We start from the raw sequence: 14,754 nt of genomic DNA on the forward strand, positions 1-14,754 counted from the left end.
TTAAGCGGAAGGCGTTGATGAAAGGCAAAAGCCGTTCACATTATAAGCGTTTTTTTTCCGGGGGAGCCATTTGCGCTTCTGTCAAGACTGCTATTTAATGTGGAAAAACATAAATCGTCCGTAAGTCTCGGACGCTGATAGGAAATCGGTCGTGCTAGGGCTCTTCAATAAGAAAGCGAATTCGCTGTTGGGGATCGACATCAGCTCGACCTCAGTCAAGCTCCTTGAATTGAGTCGCTCGGGAAGCCGCTTCAAAGTGGAATCCTATGCCGTCGAGCCGCTCCCGCCAAACGCAGTGGTCGAGAAGAACATTGCTGAGTTGGAGGGCGTGGGGCAGGCCCTTTCCCGAGTGGTCACCAAGGCGCGTACCGGTGTCAAGGTCGCAGCGGTAGCGGTGGCCGGTTCGGCCGTGATCACCAAAACCATCGAAATGGAATCCGGGCTCTCCGACGACGACCTGGAGAACCAGCTGAAGATCGAGGCCGACCAGTACATCCCCTACCCGCTGGAAGAAGTGGCCATCGATTTCGAAGTGCAGGGAGCGTCTGCGCGCAACCCGGAACGGGTCGACGTGCTGCTGGCCGCCTGTCGCAAGGAAAACGTCGAAGTGCGCGAGGCCGCGCTGGCGCTGGCAGGGCTCAACGCCAAGGTGGTCGATGTCGAGGCTTATGCGCTGGAGCGCGCCTACACCCTGCTTTCGGGCCAGCTTGGCGAAGGCCATGATGAGCTGACCGTGGCGGTCGTCGACATCGGCGCCACCATGACCACCCTCAGCGTGTTGCACAACGGTCGCACCATCTATACCCGCGAACAGCTGTTCGGTGGCCGCCAGCTGACCGAGGAGATCCAGCGTCGTTACGGTCTTTCGGTCGAGGAAGCTGGTCTTGCCAAGAAACAGGGCGGTCTTCCGGATGACTACGACAGCGAGGTTTTGCAACCGTTCAAAGATGCCGTCGTCCAGCAGGTTTCCCGTTCGCTGCAGTTCTTCTTCGCCGCGGGCCAGTTCAACGATGTGGATTACATCCTCCTCGCCGGCGGCACGGCTTCCATTCCCGATCTGGATCGCCTGATCCAGCAGAAGATCGGTACCCCGACCCTGGTCGCCAACCCCTTCGCCGACATGGCGCTGAGCAGCAAGGTCAATGCTGGCGCGCTGGCCAGCGATGCGCCTGCGTTGATGATTGCCTGCGGCTTGGCGATGAGGAGTTTCGACTGATATGGCACGCATCAACCTATTACCTTGGCGCGAGCAGTTGCGCGAGGAGCGCAAGCAGCGCTTCCTGGTGGCCATGGGAGCTGTGCTGGCGCTGGGTGCCGCTGCGGTTTTCCTGGGCGACCAGTACCTGAACAATGCCATCGAGAACCAGCAGGCGCGCAACGACTTCGTGCGCAAGGAGATCGCCGTCCTGGATGCCAGGATCAAGGAGATCAGCGAGCTGAAGACCCGTCGCCAGCAGCTGCTGGAGCGGATGAAGATCATCCAGGACCTGCAGGGCAATCGTCCGATCATCGGTCGCGTATTCGACCAACTCGTGCGGACGCTGCCGGACGGCGTGTTCTTCACTGGCCTGAAGATGGCCGGTAAGGAGATTGCCATTGTCGGGGCGGCCGAGTCGAACAACCGGGTTTCCAACCTGATGCGCAACCTCGACGCTTCGGAGTGGTTGGCTTCGCCCAACCTTACCGAGGTCAAGGCCGTCACGGCGGGAGCGGTCGATCAGGCCAACGTCTTCAGGTTGACGGTCCAGCAGACCCAGCCCGGTTCCGAAGAAGAGACAGGCAAGCAGGGTGCTGCAAATCAAGGGGTTGCCAACAAAGGAGCGGTGAAATGAGCCTGTCCGACTCCCTCGACAGTCTGCGCAAGATCGACCTGGCTGATCTCGACGTCAACAACCTGGGCTCCTGGCCTATCGCGGTCAAGGTCATCACCTGCATTCTTTTGCTGATTCTGGTCCTGGTGCTCGGCTACAACTTCCATCTGAAGGACCTTCAGGCGCAGCTGGATTCCAAGCGCGCGGAAGAGGTCACCCTCAAGGAGCAGTTCGCTAGCAAGGCCTTCCAGGCCGCCAACCTGGAAGCCTACAAGGAGCAGATGAAGGAGATGGAAACTTCCTTCGGCGCCTTGCTGCGCCAGCTCCCCAGCGACACCGAGGTGCCGGGCCTGCTGGAAGACATCACCCGCACAGGCCTGGGCAGTGGTCTCGAGTTCGAAGAGATCAAGCTGCTGCCGGAGGTCGCCCAACAGTTCTATATCGAGCTGCCGATCCAGATTTCGGTGGTGGGCGGGTATCACGACCTGGCCACCTTCGTCAGTGGTGTCGCCAGCCTGCCGCGCATCGTGACCCTGCATGATTTCGAGATCAAGCCGCTTGCCGAGGACAGTGGATCCAAGCTGCGCATGTCGATCCTTGCCAAGACCTATCGCTACAACGACAAGGGGCTGCAGAAATGAGTAGTGCCCGCGCCCGCCTTGCGTTCTGTGCCCTGGTGCTGGCCGGCCTCTCCGGCTGCGGCGTCGGTGGCGATTTCAGCGACTTGCAGAGCTATATGGACGAGGTTCGAGCCCGTCCGAAGGGTTCCATCGAGCCCTTGCCGAAATTCCAGCCCTATGAGGCCTTCACCTACAGTGCTGCGGCATTGCGCAGCCCTTTCCAGCCGCCGGTCAAGATCGATCTGGCCAAGCAGCAGAAGGGTTCCAAGGACATCCGTCCGGACGAAACGCGGGTCAAGCAGTTCCTCGAGGGCTTCAATATCGAATCCTTCGAGATGGTGGGCACCCTGGCCAACGGTTCGGGAACCTTTGCCTTGATCAGTGGCGCTGGGGGGGTGCACAGGGTCAAGGTGGGGGATTACCTGGGGCGCAACCACGGCCGCATAGTCGGGATCGACGAAGCCAAGGTCGATGTGGTCGAGATAGTCCCGGATGGGGAAGGCGGATGGCTGGAGCGTCCGCGAAGTCTCGCGCTCAAGGAGCGCTCTTGAGGGCGAGGTCACCCGATGAAAAATAACTACCGGTCTGCACAACGGAACCAGATGATGAAAAGCTCGCTATCGCGCCTTGGTATCACGCTATTGGCCGCCCTGCTGTCGCCAGCGCTGCTGGCTGCGAACCTGCAGGCCTTGGATGTTGCGGCCCTTCCGGGCGACAGGGTTGAACTCAAGCTGGGCTTTGACGAGCCGGTGGTCGCGCCGCGTGGCTACACCATCGAGCAACCCGCGCGTATCGCCCTGGACCTGCCGGGCGTGGTCAACAAGCTCGGCGCGAAGAATCGTGAGCTGGGCGTGGGTAACGCCCGTAGCGTGACCGTGGTTGAGGCCAAGGACCGCACCCGCCTGATCATCAACCTGTCGACCCTGGTGCCGTACAGCACGCGCGTGGATGGCAACAACCTCTATGTGCTGGTAGGCGACTCCGCTTCCGCACCTGCCGCCCGGCCAGTCGCTGCCGCTGCGCCGGCGCCCGTTGCCGCGCCCCTGGCCGCTACTCAGCCGGTCAAGAGCTACGCCCGCGCCGGCCGCGCCATCGAGAACATCGACTTCCAGCGCGGCGAACAGGGCGAGGGTAATGTGGTCATCACCCTGTCAGACCCCAGCGTCAGCCCGGATATCCAGGAGCAAGGCGGCAAGATCCGCCTGGACTTCTCGAAGACCCAGCTTCCCGAGCCGCTGCGTGTACGCCTGGACGTGAAGGACTTCGCTACTCCGGTGCAGTTCGTCAGCGCTTCGGGTTCCGGCAGCAACGCGAGCATCAGCATCGAGCCGACCGGCTTCTACGACTACCTGGCCTACCAGACCGACAACAAGCTGACCGTCAGCATCAAACCGCTGAGCCAGGATGACGTCGAGAAGCGCAAGGCCGATCGCTTCGCCTATTCCGGCGAGAAGCTCTCGCTGAACTTCCAGGATATCGATGTGCGCTCGGTGCTGCAGTTGATCGCCGACTTCACCGACCTCAACCTGGTGGCATCCGACACCGTGCAGGGCAACATCACCCTGCGCCTGCAGAACGTACCCTGGGACCAGGCGCTGGATCTGGTGCTGAAGACCAAGGGTCTGGACAAGCGCAAGGTAGGCAACGTGCTGCTGGTCGCCCCGGCCGATGAAATCGCCGCCCGTGAGCGCCAGGAGCTGGAGTCGCAGAAGCAGCTCGCCGAACTGGCGCCCTTGCGCCGCGAATTGATCCAGGTGAACTACGCCAAGGCGTCGGATATCGCCAAGCTGTTCCAGTCCGTCACCAGCGGTGACCCGAGCGCGGCTGGCACTGACGAGCGCGGCTCCATCACGGTGGACGACCGCACCAACAGCATCATTGCCTACCAGACCCAGGACAAGCTGGACGAGCTGCGCCGCATCGTCACCCAGCTGGACATCCCGGTTCGCCAGGTGATGATCGAAGCGCGCATCGTCGAAGCCAACGTGGACTATGACAAGGCCCTTGGCGTCCGCTGGGGCGGGGCTGTCACCAACGGCAACTTTGCCCTGTTCGGCAAGGACGGCAATATCGGCATCGGCGACGACGAGGGTGTCAGCTGTGGTCCCTTCGCTGGCAACTGTACGCTGCCGGTCACCGACAACGACTCGCCCACCCCCTTCGTCGACCTTGGGGCCGTCAACAGCACCTCCGGCCTGGGGATCGGCTTCGTCTCCAGTCACGCCATTCTCGACCTGCAGCTCTCCGCCATGGAAAAGACCGGCAATGGCGAGATCGTCTCGCAACCCAAGGTGGTTACTGCCGACAAGGAAACCGCGAAGATCCTCAAGGGTTCCGAGATCCCGTACCAGGAAGCGAGCTCCAGCGGTGCCACCAGTACCTCGTTCAAAGAGGCTGCGCTGTCGCTTGAGGTAACGCCGCAGATCACTCCGGATAACCGCATCATCATGGAGGTCAAGGTGACCAAGGATGCGCCGGACTTTGCCAACGCCCTCAATGGCGTCCCGCCGATCAACAAGAACGAGGTGAACGCCAAGGTGTTGGTCAATGATGGCGAGACCATCGTTATCGGTGGCGTGTTCTCCAACACCCAGATCAAGGCCGTGGACAAGGTGCCGTTCCTGGGGGATCTGCCATTCCTTGGTCGGATATTCCGTCGCGATGTGGTTCAGGACAAGAAATCCGAGCTGCTGGTCTTCCTCACTCCGCGTATCATGAACAGCCAGGCTATTGCTGTGAGTCGTTGAGTGAAGTGCAAAACTTGATTTTGATCGGCCCGATGGGAGCAGGGAAAAGCACCATCGGGCGTTTGCTTGCCAAAGAACTGCGTCTTCCCTTCAAGGACTCCGATAAGGAAATCGAACAGCGCACCGGGGCAGATATTCCGTGGATCTTCGACGTCGAGGGTGAGCAGGGCTTTCGTGATCGCGAACAAGCGATGATCGAGGAGCTCTGCGAGCAGGGCGGTGTGGTCCTGGCGACCGGTGGCGGCGCGGTGTTGCGCCCGGCCAACCGCCAGGCCTTGCGCTCCGGCGGCCGGGTCGTCTACCTGCATACCTCGGTGGACCAGCAGATCGAACGGACTGCCCGGGACCGGAACCGGCCGCTGTTGCGTGCCGCCGACCCCGGCAAGGTGCTGCGCGACCTGATGGCGATTCGCGATCCGCTCTACCGCGAGATTGCCGACATCATCATCGAAACTGACGAGCGGCCGCCGCGTCTCGTGGTGCATGAGATACTCGCGCGCTTGCAGGAACTGCCTCCCCGTTAAAGCGCAGGCCGATCTGCGCTATCCTTTAGCCCTTTTTATGTCGGGGGCCCCATGCGGACACTTCAGGTCGATCTTGGCGAGCGTAGCTATCCCATCCATATAGGTGCGGGCCTGCTGTCGCAGCCCGAGCTTTTCACCCCGCACATCGCTGGCCGTCAGGTGGCCATTGTCACCAACGAGACCGTGGCGCCCCTCTACCTGCAGAAGCTGACTCAGACCCTCCAGGGTTACTCGGTGCTGCCGGTGGTGCTGCCGGACGGTGAAGCCCACAAGAACTGGGAAACCCTGCAGCTGATCTTCGACGCGTTGCTGGGTGCGCGCCACGACCGGCGTACCACCGTCATCGCCCTCGGCGGCGGCGTGATCGGCGACATGGCCGGCTTCGCCGCGGCCTGCTACCAGCGCGGCGTGGACTTCATCCAGGTGCCCACCACCCTGCTGTCCCAGGTGGACTCCTCGGTCGGCGGCAAGACCGGGATCAACCATCCGCTGGGCAAGAACATGGTCGGTGCTTTCTACCAGCCCAAGGCGGTGATCATCGATACCGATAGCCTGAAGACCTTGCCCGAGCGCGAGCTGTCCGCCGGGCTGGCCGAGGTGATCAAGTACGGTTTGATCTGCGACGAGCCCTTCCTGCCCTGGCTGGCCGAGCGGATGCCGGCCCTGCGAGCCCTCGACGGCAACGCCCTGACCGAGGCCATCGAGCGCTCCTGCGCCGCCAAGGCGCGGGTGGTTGGGGTGGACGAGCGCGAGTCGGGGCTGCGCGCCATTCTCAACCTGGGTCACACCTTCGGCCACGCCATCGAGACTCAGATGGGGTACGGTGTGTGGCTGCATGGCGAGGCGGTGTCGGCGGGCACCGTCATGGCCCTGGAGATGTCCGCCCGGCTGGGCTGGATTTCCATCGACGAGCGAGACGCAGCGATCCGTCTGCTGCGCAGTGCCGGCTTGCCGGTCGTACCGCCAACGGACATGACGCCGGAACATTTCCTCCAGCACATGGCCGTAGACAAGAAGGTGCTCGATGGCCAATTGCGTCTGGTGCTTCTGCGCCGGATAGGGGAGGCTGCCGTGACCGCCGAATTTCCGCGCGAAGTGCTGGAGGCCACCTTGGCCACAGACTATCGCGCCCTGGCCGACCAGCTTGGAGAGTAAAGGATTCCCATGAGCAGCCTGCACGCCGACGAGGCCTACCTCGGTCATTACCAGTTCACCCATGATCCGTTCGCCGCGCGGGTGCCCGGTTTCAAGTTCTTCCCGGCCCAGCGCAAGCCGGTACTTGGCCAGTTGCACCACCTGGCGCGCTACAGCCAGCTGATGCTGGTGGTGAGTGGTCCTCACGGCAGCGGCAAGACCCTGCTGCGCCAGGCGCTGGTTGCCAGCACCAACAAGCAGGCGGTGCAAAGCCTGGTGGTGTCGGCGCGCAGTTCCGTCGAGGCCGGTGGCCTGCTGCGGCAGATCGCCCAGGGCCTGAACGTGACCCAGGCCGACCTGCAGTCGATCCTTGCCCAGATCGCCCAGCTGGCCCTTACCGGCCAGGAGGTCTACCTGCTGGTCGACGATGCCGAGGAACTGGATGACGCCTCTCTCGACAGCCTGCTGGCCCTGGCCGAGGGCAGCGTCGAGGCGCGTCCCCACGTCTTCCTGTTCGGCGAGGACGCCCTGCTGGCGCGCCTGGATGCGCTGGTCGAGGGCGAGGAGCGTTTCCACGTCATCGAGTTGCAGCCATATACGCAGGAAGAAACCCGCGAATACCTCGCCCAGCGCCTCGAGGGCGCCGGGCGCGACGTGGAGCTGCTGAGCAATGACCAGGTGGCTGAGATCCACCTGCAGTCCGGTGGCTGGCCGGGCTCGATCAACCAGATCGCCCGCGACCTGCTGATCGAAGCCATGCTCGCCCAGCGTGGCTCCGCCCGAAAGACTGGTGCCGGCTTCAGCCTGCCGAAGAAGCACCTGCTGGCCCTGGCGGTGGTGGGTGTCGGCGTGATCGCTGCCTGGATGATGCAGGGGCGTAACGAGGGCGGTGCGGAGACTGCGCCGGCCACTGCCCAGCTGCCCATGGGGCAGGCCCAGGCTCCTGCCGGTCAGGCCGCCGAGGGCGACTCGGGCTCGCCTGCTGTCGAATTCGCCGGTTCCTCGCAGCCGCTACCCCTGCCGCTGGTGGGCGAGGCGCAGCCGGTGATCCGCGAGCCGCTGGCCCAGGCCGCTGGCCAGGGCGAACCGGAAGATGCGCCCGCGCCCGAAGGGGCAGCTGCGAGCGTGCCGCCCACGGTCACCAGCATCGCGCCGCCCCAGGGCGTCCCGGCTGGTCCGGCGACCACGCCTGTCGAGCCGATCGCATCGGCGCAGCCGCTGCCCAAGCCGGTGCAGCCCATTGCCTCGGCACCTGTCGCGCCGGCCGCTCCGGTCGCCGCGCCCAAGCCTGCTGCTTCCGCTCCGACGCCCGCTGTCAAACCAGCGCCCGCGCCGACCCAGGCTGCGGCCAAGCCTGTTCCTGCAGCCAAGTCTGCCCCTGCGCCGGCGGCCACTGGAGCCGGTGGCGGTGCCGGCGGTGGCTGGTACCGCAGTCAGTCGGGTGGTCATTTCGCCCTGCAGGTCCTGGGCACCAGCTCGGAGAGCAGCGCCAAGGCATTCGTGCAGCAGAATGGCGGCCAGTACCGCTACTTCAAGAAGCAGCACCAGGGCAAGGCGCTCTATGTGGTCACCTATGGCAATTTTGCCAGCCGCGATGCCGCCCTGGCTGCGATCAAGGCCTTGCCGGCCAAGGTCCAGGCTGGTAAACCCTGGCCGAAAACCTTCGCCAGCATCCAGCAGGAGATGGCTCGCTAGTCCCACGCGAGCCTGCTTCCTCGCCTTCTGACCAGGCAGTCGCTAGCACGACCGCCTGGTTCATTCATTCATTTTTGCGACATCGACTTTCACTGGTTGGCCACTAAGATTTGTGGTCGACCAAGGGGCTATGTACAATGACCTCCCTTTGCCCTACGCAAAAGCTGGCGGCTCGTCCAGCGCGTATGGTAAGGAGTTGAATTACAAAGCAATTCTGCCTTTTCTGAAGGCAACCCTGGTGAGAGTTCCCCTATGAAAGCAGGTCTGTACCATCCTGATGAATTCAAGGATAACTGCGGTTTCGGCTTGATCGCCCATATGCAGGGCGAGGCAAGCCACCATCTTTTGCAAACCGCCATCGAAGCCCTGACCTGCATGACCCACCGCGGCGGCATCAACGCCGACGGCAAGACCGGCGACGGTTGCGGTCTGTTGATCCAGAAGCCTGACCTGTTCCTGCGTGCGGTCGCCAAAGAGACCTTCGCGGTTGAACTGCCGGCCCAGTATGCCGTCGGCATGGTCTTCTTCAACCAGGATCCGGCCCGCGCCGAAGTGGCCCGCGAAAACATGAATCGCGAGATCCTGGCCGCCGGCCTGCAGTTGGTCGGCTGGCGCAAGGTCCCGGTGGACACCAGCGTCCTCGGCCGCCTGGCCCTGGAGCGCCTGCCGCAGATCGAGCAGGTGTTCGTCGGTGGCGAAGGCCTCAGCGACCAGGAAATGGCGGTCAAGCTGTTCAGCGCCCGTCGCCGCTCCTCCGTGGCCAACGCCGGGGACGTCGAGCACTACATCTGCAGCCTGTCGCACAAGACCATCATCTACAAAGGCCTGATGATGCCGGCTGACCTGCAGCAGTTCTACCCGGACCTGGGTGACGAGCGCCTGCAGACCGCCATCTGCGTCTTCCACCAGCGCTTCTCCACCAACACCCTGCCGAAGTGGCCGCTGGCGCAGCCCTTCCGCTTCCTCGCCCATAACGGCGAGATCAACACCATCACCGGCAACCGCAACTGGGCGGTGGCCCGTCGCACCAAGTTCGCCAATGAGCAGCTGCCCGACATCGACGAACTGGGCCCGCTGGTCAACCGCGTGGGCTCCGACTCCTCGAGCATGGACAACATGCTGGAGCTGATGGTCACCGGTGGCATCGACCTGTTCCGTGGCGTGCGCATGATCATCCCGCCGGCCTGGCAGAACATGGAAACCATGGATGCCGACCTGCGTGCCTTCTACGAATACAACTCCATGCACATGGAGCCCTGGGACGGCCCCGCCGGCGTCGTGCTCACCGACGGCCGCTATGCCGTGTGCCTGCTCGACCGCAATGGCCTGCGCCCGGCCCGCTGGGTCACCACCAAGAACGGCTACATCACCCTCGCCTCGGAAATCGGCGTGTGGGACTACAAGCCCGAAGACGTGCTCGCGAAGGGCCGTGTCGGCCCGGGCCAGATCCTCGCGGTGGACACCGAGACCGGCCAGATCCTCAACACCGAGGACATCGACAACCGCCTGAAGTCGCGCCATCCCTACAAGCAGTGGCTGCGCCAGAGCGCCGTGCGCATCCAGGCCAAGCTGGACGACGACCACGGCGTGGCCAGCTACGACAGCGACCAGCTCAAGCAGTACATGAAGATGTTCCAGGTCACCTTCGAGGAGCGTGACCAGGTACTGCGCCCGCTGGCCGAGCAGGGCCAGGAAGCGGTCGGCTCCATGGGCGACGACACCCCCATGGCCGTGCTCTCCCAGCGCGTGCGTTCGACCTACGACTATTTCCGCCAGCAGTTCGCGCAGGTCACCAACCCGCCGATCGACCCGCTGCGCGAAGCCATCGTCATGTCCCTGGAGATCTGCCTCGGCGCCGAGCGCAACATCTTCAGCGAGTCGCCGGACCACGCCACCCGCGTGATCCTCAGCAGCCCGGTGATCTCCCCGGCCAAATGGAGTGCCCTGATGAGCCTGGACCGCCCGGGCTTCGAGCGGCACATCATCGACCTCAACTACGACGAGAGCCTCGGCCTCGAAGCGGCCGTGCGCAACTTCGCCGACCAGGCCGAAGAGGCCGTGCGTTCCGGCAAGTCCCTGCTGGTGCTGACCGATCGTCACATCGCCCCGGGCAAGCTGCCGGCCCACGCCTCCCTGGCTGTCGGCGCCGTGCACCACCGCCTGGTGGAGAAGGGCCTGCGTTGCGACTGCAACATCCTGGTCGAGACCGCCACCGCCCGCGACCCGCACCACTTCGCCGTGCTGGTGGGCTTCGGCGCCTCCGCCGTCTACCCCTTCCTCGCCTATGAAGTACTGGCCGACCTGATCCGCACCGGCGAAGTGCTGGGCGACCTGTACGAAGTCTTCAAGCACTACCGCAAGGGCATCTCCAAAGGCCTGTTGAAGATTCTCTCGAAGATGGGCATCTCCACCATCGCTTCCTACCGTGGCGCGCAGCTGTTCGAAGCTGTGGGCCTGTCCGAGGAAGTGGTCGAGCTCAGCTTCCGTGGCGTCGCCAGCCGCATCAAGGGCGCGCGCTTCGTCGACATCGAGTCCGAGCAGAAGCTGCTGGCCAATGAAGCCTGGAACAACCGCAAGGCCATCCAGCAGGGTGGCCTGCTGAAGTTCGTCTACGGCGGCGAGTACCACGCGTACAACCCGGACGTGGTGAACACCCTGCAGGCCGCCGTGCAGCAGGGCAACTACGAGAAGTTCAAGGAATACACCGCCCTGGTGGACAACCGTCCGGTGTCGATGCTGCGCGACCTGCTCAAGGTGAAGACCGCCGCGCAGGCGCTGCCGCTGGAGGAAATCGAGCCGCTGGAGTCCATCTTCAAGCGCTTCGACGCCGCGGGTATTTCCCTGGGCGCGCTCTCCCCCGAGGCCCACGAGGCCCTGGCCGAGGCCATGAACCGCCTGGGCGGCCGCTCCAACTCCGGTGAGGGCGGTGAAGACCCGGCACGCTACGGCACCGTGAAGAGTTCCAAGATCAAGCAGGTGGCCACCGGCCGCTTCGGCGTCACCCCGGAGTACCTGGTCAACGCCGAAGTGCTGCAGATCAAGGTGGCCCAGGGCGCCAAGCCCGGCGAAGGCGGCCAGCTGCCCGGCGGCAAGGTCAACGGCCTGATCGCCCGCCTGCGCTATGCCGTGCCCGGCGTGACCCTGATCTCGCCGCCGCCGCACCACGACATCTACTCCATCGAAGACCTGGCCCAGCTGATCTATGACCTCAAGCAGGTCAACCCGCAGGCCCTGGTATCGGTGAAGCTGGTGGCTGAAGCGGGCGTCGGCACCATCGCCGCCGGCGTGGCCAAGGCCTACGCCGACCTGATCACCATCTCCGGCTACGACGGTGGTACCGGCGCTTCCCCGCTGACCTCCATCAAGTACGCCGGCAGCCCCTGGGAACTCGGCCTGGCCGAAACCCACCAGACCCTGCGCGGCAACGACCTGCGCGGCAAGGTGCGGGTGCAGACCGACGGCGGCCTGAAGACCGGCCTCGATGTGATCAAGGCAGCCATCCTCGGGGCCGAGAGCTTCGGCTTCGGCACCGCGCCGATGATCGCCCTGGGCTGCAAGTACCTGCGCATCTGCCACCTGAACAACTGCGCCACCGGCGTTGCCACCCAGAACGACAAGCTGCGCAAGGACCACTTCATCGGCACCGTCGACATGGTGGTGAACTTCTTCACCTACATCGCCGAAGAAACCCGCGAATGGCTGGCCAAGCTGGGCGTACGCAGCCTCGGCGAGCTGATCGGCCGCACCGACCTGCTGGAACTGCTCCCCGGCGACACCGAGAAGCAGGGCCACCTGGATCTCAGCCCGCTGCTCGGCAGCGCGCACGTCCCGGCCGACAAGCCGCAGTTCTGTGAAGTGGAAAAGAACCCGCCCTTCGACCCGGGCCTGCTGGCCGAGAAGATGTGGGACCTGGCCAAGGGCGCCGTCGAAGGCAAGACCGGCGGCGTCTACGACCTGGAAATCTGCAACTGCGACCGTTCCATCGGCGCGCGGGTATCCGGCGAGATCGCCCGCCGCCATGGCAACCAGGGCATGAAGGACACCCCGGTGACCTTCCGCTTCCGCGGCACCGCCGGCCAGAGCTTCGGCGTGTGGAACGCCGGCGGCCTGAACCTCTACCTCGAAGGCGACGCCAACGACTACGTGGGCAAGGGCATGACCGGCGGCAAAGTGGTCATCACCCCGCCGAAAGGCAGCCCGTTCAAGAGCCAGGAGTCGGCCATCATCGGCAACACCTGCCTCTACGGCGCCACCGGCGGCAAGCTGTTCGCCGCGGGTACCGCAGGCGAGCGCTTCGCGGTGCGCAACTCCGGTGCCCACACCGTTGTGGAAGGCACTGGTGACCACTGCTGCGAGTACATGACCGGCGGTTTCGTCTGCGTTCTCGGCAAGACGGGCTACAACTTCGGCTCGGGCATGACCGGCGGCTTCGCCTACGTGCTCGACATGGACAACAGCTTCGTCGACCGGGTCAACCACGAACTGGTGGAAATCCAGCGCATCAGCAACGAGGCCATGGAGGCCTACCGCAGCCACCTGCACGGCGTGCTGGTGGAGTACGTCAAGGAGACCTCCAGCGACTGGGGTGCCCACCTGCTGGAAAACCTGGACGATTACCTGCGCAAGTTCTGGCTGGTCAAGCCGAAGGCCGCGAGCCTCGCTTCGCTGCTCTCCAGCACCCGTGCCAACCCGCAATGACAACAGCGCCTGAAGTGGTTTGATGAGGTTTTTTTAATGACTGAACGTCTGAACAACGACTTCCAGTTCATCGAGGTCGGGCGCAAGGATCCGAAGAAGAAACTGTTGCGCCAGCGCAAGAAGGAATTCGTCGAGATCCATGACCTGTTCAAGCCGCAGCAAGCGGCTGACCAGGCTCACCGCTGCCTCGGCTGCGGCAACCCGTATTGCGAGTGGAAGTGCCCGGTGCACAACTTCATTCCGAACTGGCTGAAGCTGGTTTCGGAAGGCAACATCCTGGCCGCTGCCGAGCTGTCACACCAGACCAACACCCTGCCGGAAGTCTGCGGCCGGGTGTGCCCGCAGGACCGACTCTGCGAAGGTGCCTGCACCCTCAACGACGGCTTCGGCGCGGTGACCATCGGCTCGGTGGAGAAGTACATCACCGATACCGCCTTCGCCATGGGCTGGCGTCCGGACATGTCCAAGGTCAAGCCGACCGGCAAGCGTGTCGCGGTGATCGGTGCCGGCCCGGCGGGCCTGGGCTGCGCCGACGTCCTGGTGCGCAACGGCGTGACCCCGGTGGTGTTCGACAGGAACCCGGAGATCGGCGGCCTGCTGACCTTCGGCATCCCCGAGTTCAAGCTGGAAAAGACCGTGATGAGCCGTCGTCGCGAAGTCTTCGCCGGCATGGGCATCGAGTTCCGCCTGAACACCGAGATCGGCAAGGACGTGACCATGGAGCAACTGCTCGATGAGTACGATGCCGTGTTCATGGGCATGGGTACCTACACCTACATGAAGGGCGGCTTCCCGGGCGAGGACCTGCCGGGTGTGCACGATGCGCTGGACTTCCTGATCGCCAACGTCAACCGCAACCTCGGATTCGAGAAATCCGCCGAGGACTTCGTCGACATGAAGGGCAAGAAGGTCGTGATCCTGGGTGGTGGCGACACCGCGATGGACTGCAACCGCACGTCGATCCGCCAGGGCGCCAAGGCCGTTACCTGTGCCTACCGCCGTGACGAAGAGAACATGCCCGGCTCGCGCAAAGAGGTGAAGAACGCCAAGGAAGAGGGCGTGAAGTTCCTCTTCAACCGCCAGCCCATCGCCATCGTCGGCGAGGACAAGGTGGAAGGCGTGAAGGTGGTCGAGACCCGTCTCGGCGAGCCGGATGCCCGTGGTCGTCGCAGCCCCGAGCCGATTCCGGGCTCCGAGGAGATCATCCCGGCGGAAGCCGTGCTGATCGCCTTCGGTTTCCGCCCGAGTCCGGCGCCCTGGTTCGACCAGCACCAGGTGCAGACCGACAGCCAGGGCCGCGTCGTGGCGCCTGCCGCTGCCGAGTTCAAGCACCAGACCAGCAACCCGAAGATCTTCGCCGGTGGCGACATGGTCCGTGGTTCCGATCTGGTGGTGACGGCGATCTTCGAGGGCCGCACGGCCGCCGAAGGCATCCTCGACTACCTTCAGGTCTGAGGCGCCCCCGCCGACGCGACGCGTCAATTCGTCGCGATGGACAAAAGGCACGGCACTCGCCGTGCCTTTT

General features: G+C 64.0%; 10 protein-coding genes. All 10 read left to right on the forward strand.

The window, feature by feature from the left end:
• The first annotated feature begins 151 nt into the window (after nucleotides 1-151).
• The 10 genes from E8F11_RS07510 (at nucleotide 152) to E8F11_RS07555 (ending at nucleotide 14,684) form a co-directional block, all read left to right on the forward strand.
• Nucleotides 152-1,216: a pilus assembly protein PilM gene (locus tag E8F11_RS07510; RefSeq protein ID WP_280288211.1), complete on the forward strand. Its 1,065-nt coding sequence runs from the start codon at nucleotides 152-154 to the stop codon at nucleotides 1,214-1,216.
• 1 nt (nucleotide 1,217) lies between these two features.
• The gene (gene pilN, locus E8F11_RS07515) at nucleotides 1,218-1,832 is read left to right on the forward strand and encodes a type 4a pilus biogenesis protein PilN (protein WP_280288212.1); all 615 of its coding nucleotides are present in this window, start codon (nucleotides 1,218-1,220) and stop codon (nucleotides 1,830-1,832) included.
• Nucleotides 1,829-2,452: a type 4a pilus biogenesis protein PilO gene (gene pilO, locus E8F11_RS07520; protein ID WP_280288213.1), complete on the forward strand. Its 624-nt coding sequence runs from the start codon at nucleotides 1,829-1,831 to the stop codon at nucleotides 2,450-2,452. Before pilN ends, pilO begins: the two co-directional genes overlap by 4 nt.
• Nucleotides 2,449-2,982, forward strand: a complete 534-nt coding sequence (gene pilP / locus E8F11_RS07525) for a type 4a pilus biogenesis lipoprotein PilP (protein WP_280288214.1) — start codon at nucleotides 2,449-2,451, stop codon at nucleotides 2,980-2,982. Before pilO ends, pilP begins: the two co-directional genes overlap by 4 nt.
• A 54-nt stretch (nucleotides 2,983-3,036) precedes the next feature.
• On the forward strand, nucleotides 3,037-5,178 hold the full coding sequence (pilQ, locus tag E8F11_RS07530) for a type IV pilus secretin PilQ (protein ID WP_280288215.1): 2,142 nt from the start codon (nucleotides 3,037-3,039) through the stop codon (nucleotides 5,176-5,178).
• Nucleotides 5,179-5,183: 5 nt separating this feature from the next.
• Nucleotides 5,184-5,702, forward strand: a complete 519-nt coding sequence (aroK, locus tag E8F11_RS07535; protein ID WP_280288277.1) for a shikimate kinase AroK — start codon at nucleotides 5,184-5,186, stop codon at nucleotides 5,700-5,702.
• Between the two features lie 51 nt (nucleotides 5,703-5,753).
• Nucleotides 5,754-6,857: a 3-dehydroquinate synthase gene (gene aroB, locus E8F11_RS07540; protein ID WP_280288216.1), complete on the forward strand. Its 1,104-nt coding sequence runs from the start codon at nucleotides 5,754-5,756 to the stop codon at nucleotides 6,855-6,857.
• A gap of 9 nt (nucleotides 6,858-6,866) precedes the next feature.
• A complete protein-coding gene (locus E8F11_RS07545; RefSeq protein WP_280288217.1) occupies nucleotides 6,867-8,531 on the forward strand; it encodes an AAA family ATPase in 1,665 nt (554 codons plus the stop codon).
• Between the two features lie 252 nt (nucleotides 8,532-8,783).
• Nucleotides 8,784-13,229, forward strand: a complete 4,446-nt coding sequence (gltB, locus tag E8F11_RS07550; protein ID WP_280288218.1) for a glutamate synthase large subunit — start codon at nucleotides 8,784-8,786, stop codon at nucleotides 13,227-13,229.
• 36 nt (nucleotides 13,230-13,265) lie between these two features.
• On the forward strand, nucleotides 13,266-14,684 hold the full coding sequence (locus E8F11_RS07555; protein WP_280288219.1) for an FAD-dependent oxidoreductase: 1,419 nt from the start codon (nucleotides 13,266-13,268) through the stop codon (nucleotides 14,682-14,684).
• Nucleotides 14,685-14,754: the final 70 nt, after the last annotated feature.

The organism is Pseudomonas sp. BN417, assembly GCF_029871205.1.
In the GTDB taxonomy this organism is placed as follows: domain Bacteria; phylum Pseudomonadota; class Gammaproteobacteria; order Pseudomonadales; family Pseudomonadaceae; genus Metapseudomonas.